This is a genomic window from Streptosporangium sp. G12 (assembly GCF_052983175.1).
On record NZ_JBRIQO010000014.1, the window covers coordinates 134,927 to 156,767 of the forward strand.

A 21,841-nucleotide genomic window follows, 5' to 3' on the forward strand; every position below is an offset into this window, starting at 1 on the left:
GACGCTCACCGGAACCGCCGTCCGGTCCGCGGGCGATCCCGGCCGGTGCCCGGTCAGGCAGGGTGGCAGCCCATGGCGGGGGCAGCGGAGTTCGCGACGGGCCTCCCGTCGACGGAGAGTCGCCGACGTGGCCACGCGGGGTCGGGACGTGCCGGATCCGGGCCCTCGCTCCGGTGGCGGGAGGAGGGGCCGCGGATGGCGTCGTCGTCCCGGCGAAGGACGGAAAGGTGGAGTTCACGCAGCTCGGCGGAGGGGTCCAGGCCGAGATGATCGCTGAGCGTCGCCGTGGCGGAGGTCCACGCCGAGATCGCTCCCGCTGCGTTGCCGCCGAGATAGTGCGCACGCATCAGGTGTGCCCACGAGGTCTCCCGAAAAGGTGCCGTGGCCAGGATGTCAAGGATCTCGGGAACGAGATCGAGCGTGCGGCCCAGGTCCAACCGGGCTTCCACCAGGCGTTCCCGTACCGTCAGATGCAGTTCGTCGAGGGCGGCGAAGCGGGCTCTCATCTGCTCGGAGGCGGCGCAGTCCTGCCCAGCGGGCCCCTGCCACAGGCCGAGCGACTCCTTGAGCGTCGCCTCGGCCGCGCCGGCGCATCGGGCGCGCAACTCGGCGAAGCCCCGGGCGGCGAGCCGCTTGAATCTGATCGCGTCGACCTCGTCCGGCTCGATGAGCAAGCGGTATCCTCCTCCGCCGCCCCGTAGGGTGATCAAGCGCTCCCGTAGGGAGAACGCCGTCAGCTGGCTCCGTAGCCGGGCCACGTGCAGGCGCAGGTTCTTTCGGGCTGAATCTGGAGATTCATCCCAAAGTGATCTCATCAGCCGCTCCACGGGAACCGATCGCCCCTCGTCGAGGAGAAGGGCCGCGAACACTCCCCTGACCGGCGCCGACCTGATACCGATGGATGTTTCCGCGTTCTCGATCCGAACGCTTCCGAGCAGGCGGAACAGCATTTCTTCAACCCCTCTGGTAATCGATGAAAAGGTTCCCCGCCCGGGGCCGGAAAGGGGGGCGGCCATCCACGCTGACGGTGTGCCCGGGGCGGACCGCCGGCCCGCGGACGTCATGTCGTAAGACGCGGGCGGATGGCGGTTCGCCTATCAGGATGGGGACGCCGCCAGGGAGCGGTCATGAGTAACGATTACTCAATTTCCGGCTGACCCTCGTGCCGTCTCAGGCGTTTCCCCTACATCCTGAAAAGTTCCGGCCATCCAAAATCAGATTATAGTTCGTATATATACGCATTCCTCTGCGGCCGGGTCGGCGCCAGGCCGGAGAAATACATCCGATATCCTGATATTTCTGACATAGCGTCTGAACGGTGCCTGTTACAGAGCCTGCACACCGACGAGTTCGTCCCGGCTGCTGGAGTCGCAGGACTGGCGGAGGTACTACGGGATGAGCCAGGAGAGTTTGCTGGGGCGGTGGCCGCTCATAGGGCGTGCATCGCAACTGGAGAAGTTCGACGAGTCTCTGGAAGACCCTCGGGTCAGAGGCTTCATCGTCTTCGGGCCGAGGGGAGCAGGGAAGTCCCGCCTGATCGAGGAGTGCCTGGAGCGGGCGGAGGGAGCCGGTCGGCGCATCGGCCGCGCGGTGGCCACCGCGGCCGCTGCCTCGATTCCCCTGGGAGCCGTCGCTCATCTACTGCCCGCCGAGGCGGACCTGTCCGACCCGGTCACGGGGTTCGCATCGGTGGCGCGGCTGCTGGCGCGGTCCGGAACGGACCCGGTCCCGATGGTGATCGGAGTGGACGATGTCCACCTGCTCGACGCGACCTCGGTGGTGCTGCTGAGGCAGCTGATGGACGCCGGTGTGATCTTCCTCCTCGGCTCGGTGAGCACCGGGGAGCCGCCCGGCGCGGCGGTGGCGGCGCTGTCGTGCGAGGACTCGGTGCAGCAGATGGACCTTGTCGACTTCAGGCGGCCGCAGGTCGAGGAGCTGCTGGAACGGGTCCTCGGAGGATACGTGGGCAGCAACACGGTCAGCCAGATGTTCATCGCCAGCGGCGGTAATCCGCTCTACCTGCGCGAGCTGGTGATCGGAGCGGTGACCGGCGGGATCCTGACCTGCGACGGCGAGTTGTGGGAGATGACCCCGGGCCGGCTACCGGGGACGCGGCGCCTGACCGATCTCCTGCGCTCCCGGCTCTCCGCCGCGTCGCCCGAGGGCCGTGACGTGCTGGAGGCCCTGGCGCTGTGCGAGCCGCTGTCCGTGGCTCAGCTCACCCTCGACGCCCAGCCCCGTACACTCGACGAGCTCGAACGGGCGGGACTGATCGTCATCGGCCGGGAACGGCGGCGCACCGCCGTCCGGCTGGCGCACCCCCTCTACGGCGAGGTGCTGCGCGCCGACATCACCACGGTCCGGCGCCAGGAAACGCTGCTGCACCGCCTCTCCCTGCTGGAGAAAAGCGGGGCCCGGCGGCGTGAGGACGCGATGCGACTGGCCACCTACCAGCTGGCGGCCACCGGAACGGCGGATCCGGCACTGCTCATGCGGGCCGCGGCCCTGGCCATCCATACACGCGCCTACGCCAATGCGCTCTCCCTCCTGCGCGCCGTACCCGAAGAATGGCACGGCGTTCAATACCGGTTGCTCCTGGGCAAGACGCTGTACGAGACGGGCGAGTTCGGGCAGGCCGAGACCGTGCTGTCGCAGGCGGTCGCGCTGGCCGGCGACGAGCAGGAGACGCTGCTCGTGACGAGCCTGCGGGTGCAGAACCTCATCTGGGGTCTGGGAGCCTCGCAGCGGACGGTCCGCGAGGTCATCGAAGTCGCCCGCCACCGGGTCACAAGCCCTTCCGGCCGCCAGGTCCTCATCGCCACCGAGGCCGCCGGCTGCTTCGCTCTGGGCGAGTTCCCGCGCAGCCTCGCCCTGTGCTCGCGCCTGCCCCTGGACTCCGGGCCCGCACCGGATGTGATGACATGGCTGATCGCCGTGACGACCAGGTCGGCGGCGCTGGCGTTCCTGGGCCGAGGTGAGGAGGCCTTGACCTGGGCCCGACGCGCCACCTCCGTCAGCGCAGCCGTCGACGCCGAGCTGTACTCCATGACCACCCACGAGGCGGCGCACCAGTCCGTCCTCACGCTGGCTCTGGCGGAGACCGGCTGCCTGGCCGAGAGCCGGACAGTGGGCGAGGAGGCCTACCGAACGCTCGCCCAGGGCATGTCGAGCCCCGAACAGAGACTCCTCGCCTTCCAGCTGGGACGTGCCGCGTGGCTGGCGGGCCATCCCGGGCAGGCCCGCCGCTGGTACGCCGAGCTCGTCCGAGCGGCACGCCCCTACACCGCGATCGTCTTGCCGCTGGCACTCTCCGGGCTGGCCGCTTCGGCCGCCCTGCAGGGCGATCTACAGGCGGCCGAAGCGGCCCTGACCGAGTACGACCGGCTGACGTGCGCGGTGCACATGCCCGAAGAGCGGTTGGGAGTGGCCTGGCTGCACGCCGTCCGAGGTGAGCTCTCCCATGCCCGGGCCGTCCTCACCGCGGCGGCGCGGGAGGCCAGGGAACGCGGGCAGATCGCGTTCGAGTCCGTCCTGCTGACCGACCTCGTCCGGCTCGGAGGAGCGTGTGAGGTCGCAGAGCGGCTGGCGGAGATCGCCGAGGCGGTCGACGGCCGGTTCCACCGGGCGCGAGCCGACCTGGCCGCCGCTTGGGCCGAAGGATGCCCCGACCGGCTGCTCGCCGCCGCCGGGGAGATGGAGACCATCGGTGCCGACCTCCTGGCCGCCGAGGCGGCCAGCGTCGCCGCCGGAATCCTGCGGCAGGCCGGTGACTCCCGCCGCGCCCGGGCCGCCGCGCTCCGCGCTCAGTTACTCGCAGCCCGCTGCGAGGGGGCCCGGACTCCCGCCCTCACCACAGGGGGCAGCGGTGCCCGGCTCACCAGGAGGCAGCAGGAGATCGCGCTGCTCGCCTCACAGGGGATGCCCAGCAAGGACGTCGCCGAGCAGTTGGGCATCTCGGCCCGTACCGTCGACAACCATCTACGGCACATCTACGTGGAGTTCGGCATCACCACCCGCCGTGAGCTGGCCACCCACCTCAACGGTGTGGTTCCGTTGGGGCCGCGATCCCGCGGGACGTGACCCGTGTCCGTCTTCGCCGACGAGGGCAAGACCGAACCGGAACCCGCTCTCACCTGAGCTTACGGTCCACGGTGATCCATCGTCGTCCGGCCTCGTCCGTGGTCGTCTTCACCCAGTTGGTCCGGCGGCCTCGAACTGGCGAAGGTCGATGTGGCAGGTGGAGGCCGGCAGCGCCAGCCAGCCACCGGCCGTGAGAAGACGGCGGTGCTCGGCGAACGTCTTCTTGGCGTCGACCAGGTGCGAGACGTACGACAGGTGCCGACGTACCCGTTCCAGCAACTCGGCCGGTGGTGTCGCCTGGTAGGCCATCGCGAGGTCGTCGACGGCCGGCTCCAGCCGGTCAAGCGTTTCGGTGCCCACGTCGCCGGCGGCGACACGACGGGCCGGCTCCAGCGCCTCGATCTCCTCGGCGAAGTGAGGACTGTCCGACGCCGTGCTCTCCGGCTCCTCGCTGAACAGCTCGGCTTCTTCCGCGCCGAACACCCGACAGTAGAGCAGCCGGTGGAACACCTCTTCAGGCGTGAGTCTGGCGATGAAAGTGAAGCAGAACTCTGGCCAGCGGGACTGGCCCCACCACGCATAGTCACTGGTGGCGGCCTTTCTCTTACCGAAAGTGTTCAAGATTCTTACTTCCTTAGGAGGCTGAGTACAGAAATCAGCGGTGGGCGGTGGCTCAGTAGGTGCGGTTGGGCCAGTGCGGGTCCTCCCAGCGAGCGGGGCCGGTGAGACCGAGCAGCCGTACCCGGTGGAGCAGTTCTGCGGGAGCGTTCTGGGCACGGAGCCGGACAGGGGCGTGGCAGATCAGCCAGGCCGTCAACTCGGTACGCGTCTCCTCCTCGTTCCCCCAGTTCCAGCTTTCCCAGGGAAGTTGATCCCCCAGTAAGCGGTACTCCCAGTGCGCCACCGCTTCGGCCAGGTGCTGGTCGGCCACGGCGTGCGTGTGTGCTTCCCAGGTGTGCAGCCATGGGCTGAGCGTGGTGGAGGCTTCTGCACACAGGGCGAGGACCTCGTGCGCGGGCACAGCGGGATCCGGGTCGGTGAGTGTGGGCCCACCAGGCGTGCAGGAATTCCCGCACCGCTGCGGCCTGCTCGGCGGGCCACTGCCACCACTCGCCCAAAGCAAGTGAATACCCGACCTCCTCGATGCCGAACAAGGACTCGGCGCGGCCGCCGGCGAGGGCCGTGGAGAGCTGGGGCAGGATGCGGCGCAGCACGGATGCGTGGTCATCCCAGTCCTCGGCCTGCCAGGCGGCACGCAGACGGTCAGGGCTCAACTCCGCATCCGGCACCTTCAACCGGGCGAGGTCTTCCGCGCCGCCCCAGTGGCACTCGCAGTTCTGCTCGTCGGGACGGGCGGTCATGCCGCGGAAAGTGACGGCCACTCGGTCCAGCGCGGCGTCGAGACGGAGGCGCTCGGGCGTCCGGTCAGGGTTCATCCTGGGTGTTCGCCTTCAAGGACTCCGGGAGCCTGAGCCAGCCGAAGATCGCTACCTTACCGGGCCCATGGTCTGCCCGGCCGCATCGGCATCTCATGGGACCGGACACCCGATCAGCACCTGTACTGATCTTCGAAAGGCTTCAGATCATCAAGACGATGCCGTCGTCGGCGAGTTCTTCGGGGGTGAACACCGCGCTGGTGTCGTCGGCCGGCTCGGCGCTGTAGCCGATACGGCCGGCCGGTTACCAGTTGTCCCAGCCTTGGTAGCCGTACCAGCGGTCCTTCAAATGGCGGTAGCTGCTGTCGGAAGTCTCGACCGGCTCACCGAAGGGCAGCCAGAGGAAGCCCTTGTTGTCGTGCAGGAACCAGTCCTGGGCGCTGAACTCCGCACTGCCGGGCACCTTTTCTCCGGTATCACCATTAAAGTGCTGTTGTCCACCGCACACGTAGTACAGGCCCACCCACTGACAGGGCTCTTCGCGGTCGGGATTTTCGGCAACGGCTTTGGCGTAAGCCTCCATGCTGGGTGCGGAGAGCGTGAAGCGTATCCAGAACGGCGCGTCGGTTATGAGGGCGAGCATGACGCCGCCCGCGACGAACCACGGGATGATCCAGCGGCCGCTGGAGGAGCTTCCCAAGGTTCCCTTGCGCTCGGCCCACACCATTCGAATGGCCCAGTAAGCGAGCAGCAACACACCAACGGGGATCGTGAACAGGAACATCTCGATCCCGTACCAGTACGGGTAGCTGGCCCATGTCAAGACGACGGCTGCCGCGGCTGAGAAAACGACCACGAAGGGCAACCCAGGCGGCTTGCTGATCACGACGTCACCTTAACGCTCATCCCCGCGACACCGGGCAGTCGGAGCGACGGGCCTTGTGCGGCGCCAGGTCGGCGGCGGGCGGGCGGACCGTGGTGATCCCCGAACTGATCATCGAGGACCTGCGGGCGCACGTGAAGGACTCCACCCGGGACGGCGACAACGGGCTGATCCTCGCGGGACCGGATGACGGGCCACTCCGGAACACCGACTTCAACCGCCGCGTCTGGGCTCAGGCTCTCGTGAGCGCGGGCCTTCCGAAGATCCATTTTCGCGACCTGGTCATTCACGCAAACGGCTTCCATGGTGCGAGCGTCTTCTCCGAGCGAGCGGGCGCGGCCCGTTTCGAACCCGCCGGATCGCGAAACCGATCAGCGACATCTGCACGGCCAGCACCGGAACCGCCGACAGCGCCCCGGTGGTGAAGGCTTCCCCCGTCGCGGGCGAGCCACCGCAGTCCAGGACGCCTCCCCGCTCGTACTGCTCACACTGGATGGCACGGATGACAGACGTCGCGACGACCCAGTTCACGAACGCGAGCACCGGCAGCGACATCACCGCGAAGAAAGCGACGCAGCCCGCCCTGCCCTCCCTCGTTGTGTCTGTTCGGGCCGGAACCGGCTCAAGACGCCGCCCCAGGTCCCGTTCCTGTCCCATGGGCGGAGCCAAGCATGGAGGTGTGCTGAAACCGAGGAGAGGAGGTGAAGGTTCTGCACGATCAGGTCTGTCCACGTTGCGTCTCGCATCAATGAGCGGCATCCGCGCAACGTGGCCACCGCCGGCTCGAAGTCCTTCTTGGCCCCCGAGCGGTACCTCCGCAGGCTCTCCTCGGCGTACGGCCCCACCCTGCCCTCGGTGAACGTCACGGACGCGTACCGCACGCCCCGCTTCCTCTGCGTGCCGTTGCGCCGGGCGTCGAAGGGCTCTTGATGCAAGCCTGATGCTTTCGACCGGTTTCCCGGGTTGTGGCTATTTATTGGCTTCGGTTCGACGAACGATCTCGTCAACGACGTGCGCGAGCGGCGCGGTGGCGTCGATTGGGACGCCGTTTTTCGGGATGTCCTCTTTCGTTCGGTGCAACCGCACGATGAGTTCCCTTTCCACCGGCTTGCTGCCCCACTCGTCTTCCGGTCGCTGGTCAAGTCGCTGATTCAGCGTGTCGAGGTCGACCTCCAGGACGAAAACGCCGTCAAACAAATCAATGAAATGAGAAAAATTCCTGGAACCACCGCAGAAGAATGTCATCGCCTCATCCGGGTCGGCGACCAGGGCTCTTACCTTGTCTACCTGCCAAATGTGGTTCTCGTGCGCCAGGCTATCCGTTGGCCTACCTGTTTCCGGATCGCCCTGATAAGCCAACTCGGTGTCACCGTTGATGGCGTGGTAGCCGCGCCGCCGCAACTCTTTGCAGACCGACGTCTTGCCCGTGCAGGAAACTCCTTCGACCAGGTAGTTCCTGATGCCCATCGCCACAGGATAATCGAGGACGTACTCGCCCCCTCGATGTCGTCACCGATCGATTCCGGGCCGCCGACGGCTCGATGTCGCAGCGGTTTCTGTCTCCGCCCGTCCACGTCGAAGTCCTGCGGCCGTGCGGTCATGCTGGAGTCTCCTCTCCCCTCTCATAGAGCCTACGGACTTCCGACGGGAGGGCTCAGAAGTCCAGGCATCGGGGAGCGGCTGGATACCGGCGACGGACCGGCTGTGGTGCGGGTGGACGTGCGTGGTGTGCCATCCGGCACTGTCAGCTTTCACACCGATCGCGGGAAGGTGTACCGCGAATCGTCGCCCGTCGACGGATCAGGGTCCTTGGAGTGGCGTACCAGCGCGGAGGAGTCGGCGTTCGTTCGCATCGAGGTGCGTCATCCCGGCGGGCACATGGCGGCGCTCACCAACCCCATCAACCTGAGCTGAAACGCTGCAATGCCGACGCGCCGTTGGAGCGGGCGGCGGGAGTCTCACCGGCACCGGGATCTGGGCCTCTTCGTGCCCGTGAGGATGGTGGCGCCCAGGAGATTCGAACTTCTGACGTCCTGTTTTCAAAGCAACCCAGGCGGGGGCGGGACCATGGGCTATACCCGCTCCCACCTGGGCTTACGGTCCACGGTGATCCGCCGTTGTCCAGCCTCGTCCGTGATCGTTGTCACTCAATTGCTCACCCAGAGGTCCGGTTTTTGGCATGGCTCAGATACTGAAACCGTTGGTGCCCATCGGGCGTTGCCGTACCGCCGTCGTATTAAGCAGGATCATGGCCACTCAACACGGATGAGACACACCTCACGCTGCTCGTCCAGGACCACGTACGTCGCGAGCCCTGGCTCGCCGAACGCGTGAGTGAGCATGTCGGCCTTGGGGTTGGTCGGGTCTCCCTGCTCATAGCGCTTACAGACTTCCTACGGGATGGCTCGGAAATCCAGGACGTCCCCCACGCGTGGCGATACGGATCCTCCGCCACAGCCAGATCTCAGTGACCATGAACATTTACAGCGAGGTCTCGTCAGAGGAAACGCGCAGGGCACTCAAACGGCTGGGTGAGCAGCTCGGTTCACAGTCACTCCTGCACCAGACAGGCCACTTCTCGATCAGGGAGGTGGCCCTTGGTATGCGACCGGTCGCTATCGCAAGCTGAATCTGTCTGTTGTCATACCTGCTCGCTACGATCAACATGTGTTCGATCTGGATCAGGTTCGCTTGATTCTCTTTCTTCTCCTCCTCATGATCGTTGGATTCGGGATCCGTCACTGGAGAGCAAGGTCCAACGTGGTACGCGTCCACATCGATCTGGGCCTTGTCACTCCTGTCGGAGTACAGGTCCGAGCGCACGACCTCATCGAGGCGGGCAGGTTCACGGACGCCATTGAGCTGATCAGGAAGGAGAGCCAGGTATCTCAAGACGAAGCAGAGGATGTGGCGAAAACCCTGCGAGCCGGGCATGTTCTGCCGGACTTCCCGATGCCCTGGGAAGGTGACCTTCCCACCAGGGTTCGCAACCTGGTCTCCGCCGGCCGCCGGAAGGAGGCCGTGTTCCTTGTACGGAGCAAAGAGGGCATGAGCCAACCCAAGGCTGAAGCGTTCGTCGACTCTCTCCCCTCGGAACCGAGTGCCCCCGCCGGAGGTTGTGTTTCCAGTCGGCACAATGGGCTACTTCGGCATTACCAGGGAGATGAACAGCACGAGGGCTGTGAGGAGAGTGAGGATGATGCCTAAGCCAAACAGGAAACCGGGTCCTCCGAACCCTTTCCTGTTGGGGTCGCTAAGATCAACCACGACGGTTCCGGCAATCACGTCATGTAGGCATTGGCGCTTCGGGCCGACGAATATCCACAGCGCGTCGACCAGGTTGATCAGCACCCCGGAATACGGCGTCAACATGAGGGCTGGGTGGACAAGGGCTCGAATTCCCGCCTGGCTGAGGCCCGGTGGTTCTCCAGTTGTACTGGACACCACCTTCAAGCGGTAAAGTCGCTTGCCGAGCGTCTGGCCCCACAGTGCGTGTTGCAGCCAGAAATAGACAGCCAACAGGACGGTGACCGCGACTTCGATTGGCCAATTGGAATTCCCGGCGTACGGGTTGAGATAACTGATGAGGACCGATTCTTCAGACACCTCGGGGTCTTCAACAAGCAGCGGATAGATTGGCGAGATTGCTATGTAAAAAATCAGGTTATCGATAAGGAGAGCTATAAAACGGTGACGCCTTGCAGCGAGAGTTCGTGTTACCAGGGATGGGGGGGCCGTCGTCATGCCAGTCAGTGTGACGGATGAAACTAGAGCGGCGGGAGATCATGAGGGGCGACGCGGCGCTGGGGTCGGCGGATTCGTTGGGTACGGCGGGTGCGCGGTACGGCTACGGCCCGGGTCGCCGCTGGCCGGGACCGGCGCCCACGCCGCACGCCCGGACGGCGTGCGACAGAGGGCCGGGTACGGCGGCGCGCCGCGCCGCCGCCTTGAACTGGAGGGGGTAGAGATGCTGCTCGGTCCGCCCAAGTCCCGGGCCGGCCGGCGGATCATCGGCCGGGGAGAACGATGGCGGCGAGACGGCCACAGCGGCCTGAGTGAGCTAATGGCCCGTTAATGGCCCGGATGCCTCATACCAGGATCAGGGGATGGGTGTTTTGGCTGTGGAGCCCAGGAGATTCGAACTCCTGACATCCTGCTTGCAAAGACGGATACCGATCTTGCTCAACCTGTGAAGACGCAGCTCACAGCCCTGATCGCGTTCACCGTGACTCCCCGCTGTTCCCCCTCGTTTCCCGTCCCATCGGGCACACGACGGGCACGCCGTACGAGTAAGGGGTGTGTCTAGGACCTGCGCCTGTTTCCAAGCTCCTTCATCTGACGACCCGCATGGTTGATCGTTTTGAGAATGGCTTGGATCTCGTCTCTGCGGAAGCCCATGCGCGTGTGAAGGTCGGCGTCATCTAGGTGGATGCCGTTACAGACCTCGTTGAGCGCGTTGTTGATCAGGGAGACATCGTCGCGGCTCAGAATGACGACAACCTCGTCCTCAGTTATTGCGTTGATCTCCACATCCAAAGCATCGCAGACCTGCCCTACCCGATCTTCTCGGTTGCTATTTCCTCCGGAGCGGCCTTCTTCTCTGGGGCGGACGACGGGAATCGAACCGCGCTGTCAGCTTGGGAAGTCTCTAGCGCACCTGGTCGCTGATCTGGGGAAGCACTGACCTGCGGGGGAGAGGGCCGAGTATCCGTGGTTCCCCGTGAGTCCCCCTTGGTCCCCCTCCTGACGGGCACGCAACGGGCACGAGGAGGGCACGGGGAACAGTTGCCCCTTCATCGCCCTGGTGCCCGGCGGGCTGGGGCTGAGGAACGAAGTCCCAGACCTTCGATCGCCCCCGACCCTGAACGGAGATCAGCCCTCATCAGGCGATCGTGAGGGCTGTACTCGTACTTCAAAGCCCTGACTTCATCGGGTGGAGGCTCCAGCCGGGAGTGCAAACGGCCTTGACCAAGCTCGTCCGGGCGAACACTGTAGAGGCCAGTGATCTCGCCTGGAAGGGACGTGCATGTTTGGTCTGGGCTGGCTCGAAATTTTATTTTTTGTGGTTGTGGCCGTCGCTGTTTTCTTAGTGATGCGAGCTCGACGGCGATAGATGGGGCGGCGGTGCGGCCTCGGTGCGGTGGGTTGGCCGGGTACGGCGGGTGCTGGGTGCGGCGCGCGGCCCTGAGTCCCGCCGTCGGCTGGGACCGGCCCCCAGGCCGCATGCCCGGCCGGCGGGCGGGCGGCGGGCCGTGCGGCGGCGCGCCGCGCCGCCGCCTTGATACCCATAAGAACAATTCGGCAGTTACTCGTGAAGCTGTGAAGATCCGAGTAGACGGGTGCCATCGTGGTGGCGGATGGCCGGCGCCTGGTGCTGATGCATGGCGTCGAGGACGCGGATCGCGAATGCTTCGGATGCGAGTGATGAGACCTCGTCCGCGGTGACCCAGCGGAAGGCGCGGGCTTCGTCGGTTTCGGTGAGGTGGCCGCTGATGACCTTGCAGCGGAAGACCAGGGCGACGATGCCGCGTGTCATGTTCTTGTAGACACCGGTCAAGGTGACGGGCTCGACCGTCAGGCCGGTCTCTTCGTGGATCTCTCGAAGTAGGCCGGTGGTGATGTCCTCGTCGCGTTCGAGGACGCCGCCGGGTGCTTCCCAGTGGTCGTTGTCTCTGCGCTGGGTGAGGAGTGCTCGGCCTTGGTCGTCGATGATCACGCCTGCCACGCTGACGGAGTGCTGCGGGTGGTGATCCATCGGATGTCCTCCGGGGCGGCTGATCGCTATTCTCAAGCTGCGGTACACGTATGTACGAGTTGAGGAGTTGGTCGTGGCCGAGCTGCCGTTGCCGGGTCTGGACCCGACCAGTGATCGGGCTGTCTTTCGGCAGATCGCCGACCACATCAGGCATGCGATCGAGCAGGGCGTCCTGGCCGAAGGTGACAAGGTGCCCTCGGAAGCTCAGCTCATGCAACATTACGGCGTCGCGCGGATGACCATCCGCAACGCACTCCAGGTCCTTCAAAGCGAGGGGCTGACCGTGGCCGAGCACGGACGCGGCGTCTTCGTCCGCTCGCATCCTCCGGTGCGGCGGCTGGCCTCCGACCGGTTCGCTCGTCGTCATCGGGAGCAGGGCAAGGCGGCGTTCATCGCGGAGACCGAAGGGGCCGGCGGCAAGCCGTCCGTCGACTCCATCGAGATCACCGAAGAGCGGGCGTCGGCGGAGGTGGCCGAGAAGCTCGGGATCTCTTCGGAGGATCACGTGATCCGACGCTCACGTCGGTATCTGATCAACGGTCAGCCGGTAGAGACGGCGGTGTCGTACATTCCGGCGGAGATCGCGCGGGATACGCAGATCGCGCAGCCGGACAGTGGTCCGGGTGGGATCTATGCCCGCCTGGAGGAGTTGGGGTTTCGGCTGGATCACTTCGTGGAGGAGATCCGTTCGCGGATGCCGCTGCGTGATGAGGTGCGGGCGCTGAAGCTGGCGCCGGGTGTTCCGGTGTTTCGCCTGGTTCGTACGGCGTATGCCACCGATGGTCGCGCGGTGGAGGTGTGCGACACGGTGATGTCCAGCGATGCCTATGTGCTCTCGTATGAGTTGCCTGCGCGGTAGGACTTGACGTACTCCTCTAGAGGAGTCATAAATGTCTTACGCACTACTCCTCTAGTCGAGCAGACGTCTATTGGAGGCTGATCGATCAGGCGTAGGGATTGAGCTGAGGAGGTCGCACGGCGTGACGGAGCAACCATGCATCTCATGCGGCGGCAAAGGGTGGAAGTACGTCAGCCAGCGACGTGGCCTGATCGGCGGTCTACCGGGGGCGGCCCTGGCTTTCATCCGTGTCCGGGATGACTGCTCGCTGTGTCAGGGACAGAAGGTCAATCCGGCGTCGCTGATGCGGACCGGCACATGAGTCTCCTGCTGCCTACGGGACGGCTGATCCTCGGCGATGCCTGTTCGCCAGTGAGAGCGGCGGATTCTCTGCGGGCGGCGTTGGGACGGTGTGGGATCAATGCCGACGTCAACGACGGTTACGGGCTGGCCGTGGTGTCGGTCTGGACGGGATTGACGGTCTGGTCCGATGGCCTGACCTTCTGGTGGAGTACGGGGCGCTTGGACGCCAGGCGCGGACGGGTGCTGTACGCCTGGCATGCGGCGGAAGAACCTGACCGGGCCGCGCGGCGGGTGGCGTTCCGCTACGCCGATCTTCGGAAGGCTTATCCGCTGCCTGCTGAGAGGGCGGGGGGTCATCGTGCTGACCCTGTCTGATGAGTGCCTCGGGATCAGTCCGCATGTGCTTCTGGTTCAGCGTGATCATGTGCGCCTGGAGTGGCGGAAGCCGAACGGGGCTTTGGGGAGGGCGCAACCGGAGTCCTGGACGTGTGGGTGTCGAGCCACGATCTACGAACTCCATGTTGGTGCCGGCCAGGGGTTCATCAGGCGGACCGTTCGACGCGATGGCGATCATCAGATCCATGACACCCGTCCGTGGAGGATCACTGAAGCTCGGGCTGTTTGGTCGGCGTTGCTGGCTGGGCGGGCTCGGTAGACGAGTGTGGTGGTGCGGTGACTGGTTGCGGAGGGCGCCGGAGGTCTCGCATCACCACACTCCCCACCTGCGAGGGTGCTCGCTTTTCAAGTCGGGAGTTCGCATCTATGCTGACGATAAGTCGAGTAGTTGGGTTGTTAATATGTCTGTTTCCGGCGAGGAGTACGCGCCTCCGAAGTACGCCCAGATCGTTGCGCAGATCCGGCAGAAGATCACGGACGGCACCTATCCGCCCGGTTCCTTGCTGCCCTCGGAGACGCAGCTGATCCGGGAGTTCGCGGTCAGTCGTCCCACTGTGGTGCGAGCACTCCAGGTGTTGCAGCTGCGGGGCTTCATCGATCGGGAGCATGGCAAGGGCTCGTATGTGAAGATGGCGCCCCCGCTGGCTGAGGAGGACTTCTCCCGGCCTGGCCGTGCCGTCTTGGATCGCGCGGAAGCCAACCAGGGCGCTGCGGTACTGGAGGCGGGATCGCGTCCGGCTCCGGCGAACATCGCGGCGACGTTGGCTCTGCCCACCGGGGCGCCGGTCATGATGCGCCGGGTCTTGTTGAGCGACGGTGATCAGCCGTGCGAGTTGGTCACCTTCTGGTGTCCGATCGAGCTGGCCGAGGGAACCGATCTTGGCAAGGCGTTGCCGTTGACGGTGGGCATTCGCCAGCACGTGCAAGCGGTTAAGAGCCTGCGGCTGGATCACGTCATCGAGCGCTTGGCGGCTCGTCACCCTACGGCCGATGAGATCAAGCTGTTGGGGCTGGGCAAGAGTGCGGCGGTCATGGGGGTGACGGCTCGGGTCTTCGCTGGGAACCGTCAGGTCATGGTCATCGAGGTCGCCCTACCGGGGACGCTTCACGAACTGGAAGACACCTACTCTCTGTAGTGTGACGTAGGACACACATCTGAACGGAAACTCGTCTTGTCGAGCACCCGTTCATCAATTAGCTTCAACTCGACAGTACGAGTTAGCGATAGACCGACTAGACAACAGGAGAACACATCATGGCCATCCAAGGCCCCATCCCCGTCAGCTTCGACCAGGTCTTCCCGCACGGCTGCTACATCGTCGGCGACGTCGAGCAGGTCAAGGACTTCACCGCCTCCACCGGCGGACGCACCGTCTACGCCAAGGACAAGACCACCGGCGAACTCGTCTGGCAGGTCGCCGTCATGGACGCAGACCCCACCCTCAAGGCCACCCAGAAAACGGTGGCGGTCAAGATCCTGGCCCCGGTCCAGCCGGTTCCCCCGCCCGCGCTGCCCAACATGCCGTTCGTCCCGGTCGAGTTCGACGGCATGACCGCCACCGCCTACGTCGCTGAGAAGACCGGCCGGCTGGCCTGGTCTCTGCGCGCCAGGGCGATGCGCGCTCCCCGATCCGCTGCGGCCTCGACCAAGCAGAGCGCTGCGGCCTGACACGAAAGCGGGGCCGCTGGAACTGGCATTCCGGCGGCCCCTCGGTTCTCCCTCTCACGCGAACTCAAGGAAGAGGCTCCAGCCTAATGTTCAAAAAACTGCCCGGTGACGAGGCACGCACCCTCGTCACCACGACCCCCGACACTGCTGTGGTGTTTCGCCCGGCCGTGGTGCGGACCCCCGCCATCTTCACCATCACGATCTTCCTGTGGCGTCTGCTGGTCGGGGTGATCCGGCTCGTCTGGCGTCACCCGGTCATCGTGACCCTGCTTGCTGTTCCCGCCGTGCTCGGCCTCCTGTACGGCTGGGAATTCGCCGTCGTTCCGCTCGCCGTGCTCGTCCTGAACACAACCCTCTGGGCGCTGCTGGATCGGGCTTCGTTCCTGCGCTGGGTGGGCTGGCGCCTGCTGGCCTGGTGGCGCCTGGTGTGGATCTACCGCCGTCACTGGCAACCAGTAATGATCATCTCCGGCTTAGGTCGTCACCTCCAGGGCCGCGACTACCTTCCCCACCTCGTCCGCATCCGCTGTACCTCCTGGGCCGACGTGGTCACGGTGAAGATGATCAGCGGCCAATCGGTCAAGGACTGGTCCGACCGCATCGAGAACCTCGCCCACGGCTTCGGCGCCTCCTCCTGCCGGGTGGCCATCGTGCGGGCCGGTCGCCTCCAGCTGACCTTTCCCCGCCGTGACCCGCTGGCCGTCCCGCTGCCGGCGGTTCCGCTCCCGGTGATTGCCTCGGTGGGGCCGGTGGAAATCGGTACATGTGAGGACGGCCATCCGTACCTGCTCAAGGTCCACGGCACACACGTGCTGATCGCGGGCGCGACCGGCGCGGGCAAGGGCTCATTCCTGTGGTCGGCCATCCGTGGCCTCCTCCCGGCGGTCCAGGCGGGCATCGCTGAGGTCTGGGCACTCGATCCCAAGCGAATGGAACTGTCCTACGGACGCGAAATCTTCGCCGACCGCTACGCCGCCGATCCAGCCGCCTGCGCCGATCTGCTGGAAGCAGCCGTGAAGATCATGCAAGAGCGGGCCGACCGCTACGCCGGACTCCAGCGCTCCCACACCCCCACCCTCGATGACCCGTTCGTCCTGGTGCTCGTCGACGAGGTGGCGTTCCTGACCGCCTACCAGTCCGACAAGGGCCTCAAGCTCCGCATTTCCGCTGCGCTGGCGACGCTGACCACCCAAGGCCGTGCGGTCGGGTTCGGCGTGATGGCCGCTCTCCAGGACCCGCGCAAGGAGGTCGTGAACATCCGCAACCTGTTCCCCGACAAGATCGCACTCCGCCTGGACGAGTCGGAACAGGTGGACATGGTCCTCGGCGACGGCGCACGCGACAGGGGAGCGCTGGCCGATCACATCTCACCCATCCCCGAACAGGGCGCGGGCGTCGCCTACGTCCGGCTGGAGACCTCACCCGACCCGATCCGGATCCGCGCGGCCTACGTCTCCGATGCCGACATCAGAGACATGGCGGCCCTAGTCACCAGCGACACCCTGCCGATCGAAATGGACGGGGCGGCCTGATGCGCATCATCCTGCACGCCACCCCCGCCCAGATCGAGGGTCTTCCCTTCCGGCGACTGCGCACCGTTGACGGCTCCGACCTCGCAGAGGTGACGGTGATCGTTGACCTGGACTCCGCGCGGCTGCGCAAACACCCCTACCGCGACACCTACCGGATCTGCGCCGACCTCGTCGACCCGAAGGGGGCCATGTGACCGACACCCTCACTCCCTCCCCGACCGACACCCCTTCAACCGACACCCCGCCGAACGGCGCTGACCGCACCCTTCCCCGCCTCGTCCGCGACACCCTGCCCGTCGCTCTGGACGTGGCCATCGAGGTCGCCAAGCTCAATGGCGTGTGCATCCGCCCCATCGAGATGCGACGCCTGGACACCCACACCGGCCAGAGTGAACCGTTCGACATCCCCTGCGGCACCACGCAGGAAGCCAAGTGCCCGCCGTGCGCCAAACGCAATCAGCAGCTCCGCCGGGCGCAATGCCGGGAAGGCTGGCACCTCGACCACGAACCCGTCGCCGCCCCCCACCCCTCCACCGATGACCAGAAATGGCTGATCGAGTTCCGGGCCGACGTGGAAGCCAAACGGGATGCGGCCGAGAGGAACGGCGAAGAGGTCGCCGACTGGGACGAGGCCATCGCGGGCATCGATGCGGAGATCAACGCCGCCGGGATGCGCGGCAACGTCCTCGGCGGGCGGACAACTCCCAAGCGGTCGCGGTCGACCAGGCGTCGCCAGGATGCACCGGACCTGCCCAAGCGGGCCAAGCAGGACACCACCCTCGGCCGGACCTTCATCGCCCCCGATGGCAAGGTCTACCGGCCGTCGCTGTTCGTCACCCTCACCCTTCCCTCGTACGGCAAGATCCGCTCCGGCCTGGGCGTGCCGGCCGATCCGAGCACCTACGACTACGCGGCGGCTGCCCGTGACGCCCTGCACTTCTCCAAGCTCGTCGACCGCTTCGTGCAGAACCTCCGGCGGGTGGCGGGTTACGACGTGCAGTACTTCGCCACCGTCGAACCACAAAAGCGGCTCGCCCCGCACCTGCACATGGCAATCCGCGGCACCATGCCCCGCGCGGAGATCAAGGCGATTGCCGCCGCGACCTACCACCAAGTGTGGTGGCCATCGGTCACTGAGGTCCGCTTCGACGGGGAGCACCTGCCCATCTGGGCACCACGGGCCGACCTGGGCGAGGGCGCCACCTACCCGGACGGACAGAGCGGCGACTACCTCGACCCCGCTACCGGGGAACTGCTGCCCACCTGGGACGAGGCCCTCGACCAGCTCGACCAAGACGACGAGGCCGAACCCCTGCACGTGCTGCGCTTCGGTGCTCAGGTCGATGTTCAGGGCCTCGTCGCCGGATCACCGGACGCGCACAAGCGCATCGGCTACCTCACCAAGTACCTGACCAAGAGCCTCGGCGACCCCCTCGACCCTGACGACCCCGCCACCGAGAACCCCGCACGCCGTGACCACGCCACCCGGATGGTTGAGGCGCTGCGCTACGAACCCTGCTCGGCCACCTGCCCGAACTGGCTGCGCTACGGCATCCAGCCCAAGGGCGCCAAAGCGGGCATGCTGCCGGGCCGGTGCAAGGGCAAGGCCCACAAGGCCGAACACCTCGGCTACGCCGGACGCCGCGTCCTGGTCTCGCGCAAGTGGTCGAACAAGACCCTGCGCGAGCACAAGGCCGACCGCCGGGCCTGGGTCCTCGACATGCTCGGCCTGCCCGACGACACCGTGACCGACTCCCACCGCTATGTCTGGCGGCCGGTCTCGACCAGCGACCCCAACCGCACCCCTCTGGCCAAACGACTGCTACGCGGGGTCGCCGACCGCCACCGCACCAAGGCACGCCTGGCCGAACTTCAGGCCAGAGCAGACGGCATCCCTGTTCCAACTCTTTCGGCAACTCCGGCCCTGGGGGTGGCGGCATGACCAGGAAGACCAGGCAAGAGCCTGTCTCGCTCCTCCCGGAACTCGCACGGGGCCGGCTGCTCACCGTCGAAGAGGCGGCCGAACGGCTGAACACCTCGGTCCGCTTCCCTCGTCGCCTGATCGAAGAACGTCGTATCGCCTTCATTCACATCGGGCGCAACGTCCGTATCCCCGAAGCGGCTCTTGAGGCGTTCATCGCTGCCGGGCTGGTCGAGCCGATCACCACCACACGTCGCAGGAGGGCCGCGTAATGGCCAGGACAACACCGGCTACTTCTGACGAGGAACCCCGACGTTCGCGTAAGAGGAAGCCTTCCAAGAGGCGCTTCGGACGCGTTCGGCAACTGCCCTCCGGCCGGTTCCAGGCTCGTTACACCGGTCCGGATGGGGTGGACCGCCCCGCACCGGAGACCTTCACCACCAAGACCGACGCTGAGGTCTGGCTGACCAGAAAAGAAGCGGAGATCCTCGATGACGAGTGGATCGATCCTGACGCAGGAAAGATCACGCTAGGGGAGTACGGGCGGGCCTGGATCGACGAGCGGCCGAATCTCCGCCTGCGTACGGTCGAGCTGTACGGTTATCTCCTCCGCGCCCACCTCGTCCCGACCTTCGGCGAGAAGGCACTGAGCGAGATCAAGGACCCGCACATCCGGCGGTGGCGGAAAAAGCTGCTGGACGCGGGGGTCAGTGAGGTCACCGTGGCGAAGGCGTACCGGCTCCTGAAGGCGATTCTCACCACGGCCGTGGATGATCAGCTCATCAAGAGGAACCCCTGCCGGATCAAGGGCGCCGGTCAGGAGAAGTCGCCGGAACGGCCGGTGCTCACGGTGGCCCAGGTCTACGAGCTCGCTGACACCATCGAGCCGCGTTACCGAGCGCTGGTGCTGCTGGGAACTTTCGGCAGTTTGCGGTGGGGGGAGCTGGCCGGCCTTCAGCGCCGAGACCTCGACCTGGACGCCGGGACCGTGCGCGTGGAACGTCAGTTGATGCAGCTCACCGGCAAGGGGCTCGTCTTCACCGAACCCAAGTCGGCGGCGGGCAAGCGGACGGTGGTGATCCCCGAGTTGATCATCGAGGACCTGCGGGCGCACGTGAAGGACTTCACCCAGGACGGCGACAAGGGGCTGATCTTCGCGGGGCCGGATGACGGGCCGCTTCGGAACACCAACTTCAACCGCCGTGTCTGGGCTCAGGCTCTCGTGAACGCGGGCCTTCCGAAGATCCACTTTCACGACCTGCGGCACACCGGAAACACCCTCGCCGCGAACGCCGGGGCATCGATCCGGGAGCTGATGGAGCGCATGGGCCACTCCAGCACGCGGGCCGCGATGGTCTACCAGCACTCGACCGACGAGCGGCAGCGGGAGGTGGCACGGAAGCTCGATGGTCTCGCCCGTGGGGCATTGGCGAAGGGATCGGGCACGCAACGGGCACGGGAGCGGAAGAAGGCCGAATGAAGATCAAAGCCCAGGTTGCGGCAACATGCCTGACCTGGGCTTCTGTCTGTCCGAGAGGGAGTGGAGCCTAGGAGATTCGAACTCCTGACATCCTGCTTGCAAAGCAGGCGCTCTGCCAACTGAGCTAAGGCCCCGAGATTCAAGCCGGTGGCCTGGGGAGACACCCTCGCACACGACCTGCTTCAGTCGTACACGGTAGCAACAGGAACCGCTCCTACGCCACTTGGATCCGCGTGGCGGGGCGGGCTTCAGTGAACGGCGGCGACGACGGGGGGTGCGACCGGCGTGACACCGAGGAGGAGTTCGGGGAGGTCCGCGACGGAGTCGAGAAGGTGGGTGGCTCCGCCGTTGAGGAGACGCTCCTTGCTGTGGACGCCGGTCAGGATGCCGGCCACCACCGAGGCGCCCGCGCGGCGGCCGCAGAGCATGTCGCTCTCGGAGTCACCGGCGACCGCGACCTGGCGGACGTCCTCGACGCCAAGGCGCATGACCGCGGTGAGGACCATGTTGGGCAGGGGGCGACCATGTCCGGCGTCTTCGGGGCACAGGGCGAGGTCGATCTTTTCGGACCAGCTCAGGGTGCTCAGCACGCGGCTGAGCGTGGTGCGGCTGAAGCCGGTGATGAGGCAGACCTTGATGTCGGCACCGCGGAGCTTGTCGAGTGCCTCGACGATCCCGGGCAGCGGGACCAGGCCCGCGCGTGCGATGGCGCCCTCGTAGGAGCGCTCGAAGGTCAGATTGGCCGCCTGGGCCTGGGCCTCGTTGTCCGGGAAGATCCCCCGGAAGACATCGATCGTGGAACATCCCCGGGACCGGTGCACGTGCACCATGGCGCGAGCGTACGCACCGGTCCCGGGGACGATGCCCTGCGTGGCGATCGCCTCGGCGAACGCCCGCTCGACCATGGCGACATCGCCGATCGTGGTGCCTGCCAGATCCAGGCAGACAAGCCTGATGGGTGTTATTCCATCTTGGGCAAGGACCATGAAAGCACCCGAATCGGTAGCCGCGTCTGTCAGTTTTCGCTGCCGGTGGCTTCGGTCCACAGGTCAAGCTCGGCGCGGTCGGCCTGCACCTTGCGCCAGACCAGCAGCCCCCCGAGGGCGACGAGCGCCAGAACGAGCAACTTCTTCACGGTGTGACCCCACTTCTTGAGAAGTCTCACCTGCCGGGGTGAGACAACGCCCGGTTCGAACGGTTCCCTGCAGCCTAGCAAGGGATCGGGCCATGATCCGGTCTGCACGACAAGCCACCAGGGCCGATCCACACCAACCGGGTGATTTTCAGTATCATGCCGCACGGCACGCGTTCCGACGATCACAATCTGCCGTGAGTCTTATCGCGAAACCGTCCTGGTTCTCACGATAACCCCCGTGACGCTCCCGCTTTACCTTCCGGGAAGTTCCGGTCTCCGTCCGGCCGGGAATGATGCCGCCCGCCATGACCACGACCAGCGCATTCGCCGGCTCCGGCCTGATTACGCGGAGCGCGAATGACACAAACCCGCTTGGTATGAAGCTTTTGGGCCCGCCGGGCCTACCGGGCCCGCCGGTCCTGCCGGGCCTACCGGATCGGTGGAGCCTGCAAACAGGGCCGCCGGGCCTGCCG

Annotated in this window: 23 protein-coding genes, 1 tRNA gene and 1 pseudogene; 12 read left to right on the plus strand and 13 right to left on the minus strand. The window is 65.9% G+C overall.

What is annotated here, in order from left to right; translation table 11 throughout:
• Nucleotides 1–53: 53 nt before the first annotated feature.
• Nucleotides 54–674: a BTAD domain-containing putative transcriptional regulator gene (locus tag ACVCAG_RS22115; RefSeq protein WP_440085454.1), complete on the minus strand. Its 621-nt coding sequence runs from the start codon at nt 672–674 to the stop codon at nt 54–56.
• A gap of 24 nt (nt 675–698) precedes the next feature.
• Nucleotides 699–1,064, minus strand: a pseudogene (locus tag ACVCAG_RS22120) (AfsR/SARP family transcriptional regulator); the annotation flags it as partial.
• 331 nt (nt 1,065–1,395) lie between these two features.
• Between ACVCAG_RS22120 and ACVCAG_RS22125 the strand changes: the two are divergent.
• Nucleotides 1,396–4,080 (plus strand): LuxR C-terminal-related transcriptional regulator, encoded by a 2,685-nt coding sequence (locus ACVCAG_RS22125; protein WP_447190219.1) that lies wholly within the window; start codon nt 1,396–1,398, stop codon nt 4,078–4,080.
• Nucleotides 4,081–4,188: 108 nt separating this feature from the next.
• Here ACVCAG_RS22125 and ACVCAG_RS22130 read toward each other — a convergent pair whose 3' ends face one another.
• From ACVCAG_RS22130 to ACVCAG_RS22145, 4 genes are all read right to left on the minus strand, one after another.
• Nucleotides 4,189–4,701: a hypothetical protein gene (locus tag ACVCAG_RS22130; protein ID WP_447190220.1), complete on the minus strand. Its 513-nt coding sequence runs from the start codon at nt 4,699–4,701 to the stop codon at nt 4,189–4,191.
• Nucleotides 4,702–4,753: 52 nt separating this feature from the next.
• Nucleotides 4,754–5,101 (minus strand): hypothetical protein, encoded by a 348-nt coding sequence (locus tag ACVCAG_RS22135; RefSeq protein WP_447190221.1) that lies wholly within the window; start codon nt 5,099–5,101, stop codon nt 4,754–4,756.
• Between the two features lie 659 nt (nt 5,102–5,760).
• Nucleotides 5,761–6,342 carry a hypothetical protein gene (locus ACVCAG_RS22140; RefSeq protein WP_440085361.1) on the minus strand — a complete coding sequence of 194 codons (582 nt, stop codon included), beginning with the start codon at nt 6,340–6,342 and terminating at the stop codon, nt 5,761–5,763.
• A 279-nt stretch (nt 6,343–6,621) separates the two neighbouring features.
• Nucleotides 6,622–6,894, minus strand: coding sequence for a hypothetical protein (locus ACVCAG_RS22145; protein ID WP_440085362.1), 273 nt, complete (start codon nt 6,892–6,894; stop codon nt 6,622–6,624).
• Nucleotides 6,895–7,107: 213 nt separating this feature from the next.
• Here ACVCAG_RS22145 and ACVCAG_RS22150 point away from each other — a divergent pair, with 213 nt between their 5' ends.
• Nucleotides 7,108–7,269: a hypothetical protein gene (locus ACVCAG_RS22150; RefSeq protein ID WP_440085363.1), complete on the plus strand. Its 162-nt coding sequence runs from the start codon at nt 7,108–7,110 to the stop codon at nt 7,267–7,269.
• Between the two features lie 39 nt (nt 7,270–7,308).
• Here ACVCAG_RS22150 and ACVCAG_RS22155 read toward each other — a convergent pair whose 3' ends face one another.
• On the minus strand, nt 7,309–7,806 hold the full coding sequence (locus ACVCAG_RS22155) for an AAA family ATPase (RefSeq protein WP_440085364.1): 498 nt from the start codon (nt 7,804–7,806) through the stop codon (nt 7,309–7,311).
• 1,200 nt (nt 7,807–9,006) lie between these two features.
• Between ACVCAG_RS22155 and ACVCAG_RS22160 the strand changes: the two genes are divergently transcribed.
• Nucleotides 9,007–9,546, plus strand: a complete 540-nt coding sequence (locus ACVCAG_RS22160) for a hypothetical protein (RefSeq protein WP_440085365.1) — start codon at nt 9,007–9,009, stop codon at nt 9,544–9,546.
• On the opposite strand, the gene ACVCAG_RS22165 is transcribed toward ACVCAG_RS22160, so the two are convergent.
• The 3 genes from ACVCAG_RS22165 to ACVCAG_RS22175 form a co-directional block, all read right to left on the minus strand.
• Entirely contained in the window at nt 9,481–10,083 is a 603-nt protein-coding gene (locus tag ACVCAG_RS22165) for an RDD family protein (RefSeq protein ID WP_440085366.1), read from the minus strand. The two genes, ACVCAG_RS22160 and ACVCAG_RS22165, sit on opposite strands and share 66 nt — an antisense overlap.
• Before the next feature lie 558 nt (nt 10,084–10,641).
• Nucleotides 10,642–10,869 carry a hypothetical protein gene (locus tag ACVCAG_RS22170; RefSeq protein WP_440085367.1) on the minus strand — a complete coding sequence of 76 codons (228 nt, stop codon included), beginning with the start codon at nt 10,867–10,869 and terminating at the stop codon, nt 10,642–10,644.
• 775 nt (nt 10,870–11,644) lie between these two features.
• On the minus strand, nt 11,645–12,094 hold the full coding sequence (locus ACVCAG_RS22175) for an NUDIX domain-containing protein (protein ID WP_440085368.1): 450 nt from the start codon (nt 12,092–12,094) through the stop codon (nt 11,645–11,647).
• Nucleotides 12,095–12,167: 73 nt separating this feature from the next.
• Here ACVCAG_RS22175 and ACVCAG_RS22180 point away from each other — a divergent pair, with 73 nt between their 5' ends.
• From ACVCAG_RS22180 to ACVCAG_RS22220, 9 genes are all read left to right on the plus strand, one after another.
• Nucleotides 12,168–12,953: a UTRA domain-containing protein gene (locus ACVCAG_RS22180; RefSeq protein WP_440085369.1), complete on the plus strand. Its 786-nt coding sequence runs from the start codon at nt 12,168–12,170 to the stop codon at nt 12,951–12,953.
• Between the two features lie 297 nt (nt 12,954–13,250).
• Nucleotides 13,251–13,610 (plus strand): hypothetical protein, encoded by a 360-nt coding sequence (locus ACVCAG_RS22185; RefSeq protein ID WP_440085370.1) that lies wholly within the window; start codon nt 13,251–13,253, stop codon nt 13,608–13,610.
• A 422-nt stretch (nt 13,611–14,032) separates the two neighbouring features.
• The gene (locus ACVCAG_RS22190) at nt 14,033–14,767 is read left to right on the plus strand and encodes a GntR family transcriptional regulator (RefSeq protein WP_440085371.1); all 735 of its coding nucleotides are present in this window, start codon (nt 14,033–14,035) and stop codon (nt 14,765–14,767) included.
• A 119-nt stretch (nt 14,768–14,886) separates the two neighbouring features.
• Nucleotides 14,887–15,300 (plus strand): plasmid replication, integration and excision activator, encoded by a 414-nt coding sequence (locus ACVCAG_RS22195; RefSeq protein WP_440085372.1) that lies wholly within the window; start codon nt 14,887–14,889, stop codon nt 15,298–15,300.
• Nucleotides 15,301–15,386: 86 nt separating this feature from the next.
• The gene (locus tag ACVCAG_RS22200; protein ID WP_440085373.1) at nt 15,387–16,832 is read left to right on the plus strand and encodes an FtsK/SpoIIIE domain-containing protein; all 1,446 of its coding nucleotides are present in this window, start codon (nt 15,387–15,389) and stop codon (nt 16,830–16,832) included.
• Complete coding sequence (locus ACVCAG_RS22205; protein WP_440085374.1) at nt 16,832–17,026, plus strand: hypothetical protein; 195 nt, start codon at nt 16,832–16,834, stop codon at nt 17,024–17,026. Before ACVCAG_RS22200 ends, ACVCAG_RS22205 begins: the two co-directional genes overlap by 1 nt.
• The gene (locus ACVCAG_RS22210; protein WP_440085375.1) at nt 17,023–18,774 is read left to right on the plus strand and encodes a replication initiator; all 1,752 of its coding nucleotides are present in this window, start codon (nt 17,023–17,025) and stop codon (nt 18,772–18,774) included. The genes ACVCAG_RS22205 and ACVCAG_RS22210 overlap by 4 nt, the downstream gene beginning before the upstream one ends.
• On the plus strand, nt 18,771–19,025 hold the full coding sequence (locus ACVCAG_RS22215) for an excisionase family DNA-binding protein (RefSeq protein ID WP_440085376.1): 255 nt from the start codon (nt 18,771–18,773) through the stop codon (nt 19,023–19,025). The genes ACVCAG_RS22210 and ACVCAG_RS22215 overlap by 4 nt, the downstream gene beginning before the upstream one ends.
• A 137-nt stretch (nt 19,026–19,162) precedes the next feature.
• Nucleotides 19,163–20,233, plus strand: coding sequence for a tyrosine-type recombinase/integrase (locus ACVCAG_RS22220; RefSeq protein ID WP_440085377.1), 1,071 nt, complete (start codon nt 19,163–19,165; stop codon nt 20,231–20,233).
• A 61-nt stretch (nt 20,234–20,294) separates the two neighbouring features.
• Here ACVCAG_RS22220 and ACVCAG_RS22225 read toward each other — a convergent pair.
• The 3 genes from ACVCAG_RS22225 to ACVCAG_RS22235 form a co-directional block, all read right to left on the minus strand.
• Nucleotides 20,295–20,367, minus strand: a tRNA-Ala gene (locus tag ACVCAG_RS22225).
• Nucleotides 20,368–20,481: 114 nt separating this feature from the next.
• The gene (locus ACVCAG_RS22230) at nt 20,482–21,219 is read right to left on the minus strand and encodes an HAD family hydrolase (protein ID WP_447190222.1); all 738 of its coding nucleotides are present in this window, start codon (nt 21,217–21,219) and stop codon (nt 20,482–20,484) included.
• Between the two features lie 29 nt (nt 21,220–21,248).
• Entirely contained in the window at nt 21,249–21,368 is a 120-nt protein-coding gene (locus tag ACVCAG_RS22235) for a DLW-39 family protein (RefSeq protein WP_211264163.1), read from the minus strand.
• Nucleotides 21,369–21,841 lie beyond the last annotated feature (473 nt).

What these genes read in the sequence shown, in the direction of transcription:
- ACVCAG_RS22125 (WP_447190219.1), top strand. Translation starts at nt 1,396, where the DNA reads ATGAGCCAGGAGAGTTTGCTGGGGCGGTGGCCGCTCATAGGGCGTGCA.
- ACVCAG_RS22145 (WP_440085362.1), bottom strand. Translation starts at nt 6,894, where the DNA reads ATGTCGCTGCCGGTGCTCGCGTTCGTGAACTGGGTCGTCGCGACGTCT.
- ACVCAG_RS22155 (WP_440085364.1), bottom strand. Translation starts at nt 7,806, where the DNA reads ATGGGCATCAGGAACTACCTGGTCGAAGGAGTTTCCTGCACGGGCAAG.
- ACVCAG_RS22165 (WP_440085366.1), bottom strand. Translation starts at nt 10,083, where the DNA reads ATGACGACGGCCCCCCCATCCCTGGTAACACGAACTCTCGCTGCAAGG.
- ACVCAG_RS22175 (WP_440085368.1), bottom strand. Translation starts at nt 12,094, where the DNA reads ATGGATCACCACCCGCAGCACTCCGTCAGCGTGGCAGGCGTGATCATC.
- ACVCAG_RS22185 (WP_440085370.1), top strand. Translation starts at nt 13,251, where the DNA reads ATGAGTCTCCTGCTGCCTACGGGACGGCTGATCCTCGGCGATGCCTGT.
- ACVCAG_RS22190 (WP_440085371.1), top strand. Translation starts at nt 14,033, where the DNA reads ATGTCTGTTTCCGGCGAGGAGTACGCGCCTCCGAAGTACGCCCAGATC.
- ACVCAG_RS22195 (WP_440085372.1), top strand. Translation starts at nt 14,887, where the DNA reads ATGGCCATCCAAGGCCCCATCCCCGTCAGCTTCGACCAGGTCTTCCCG.
- ACVCAG_RS22200 (WP_440085373.1), top strand. Translation starts at nt 15,387, where the DNA reads ATGTTCAAAAAACTGCCCGGTGACGAGGCACGCACCCTCGTCACCACG.
- ACVCAG_RS22205 (WP_440085374.1), top strand. Translation starts at nt 16,832, where the DNA reads ATGCGCATCATCCTGCACGCCACCCCCGCCCAGATCGAGGGTCTTCCC.
- ACVCAG_RS22215 (WP_440085376.1), top strand. Translation starts at nt 18,771, where the DNA reads ATGACCAGGAAGACCAGGCAAGAGCCTGTCTCGCTCCTCCCGGAACTC.
- ACVCAG_RS22230 (WP_447190222.1), bottom strand. Translation starts at nt 21,219, where the DNA reads ATGGTCCTTGCCCAAGATGGAATAACACCCATCAGGCTTGTCTGCCTG.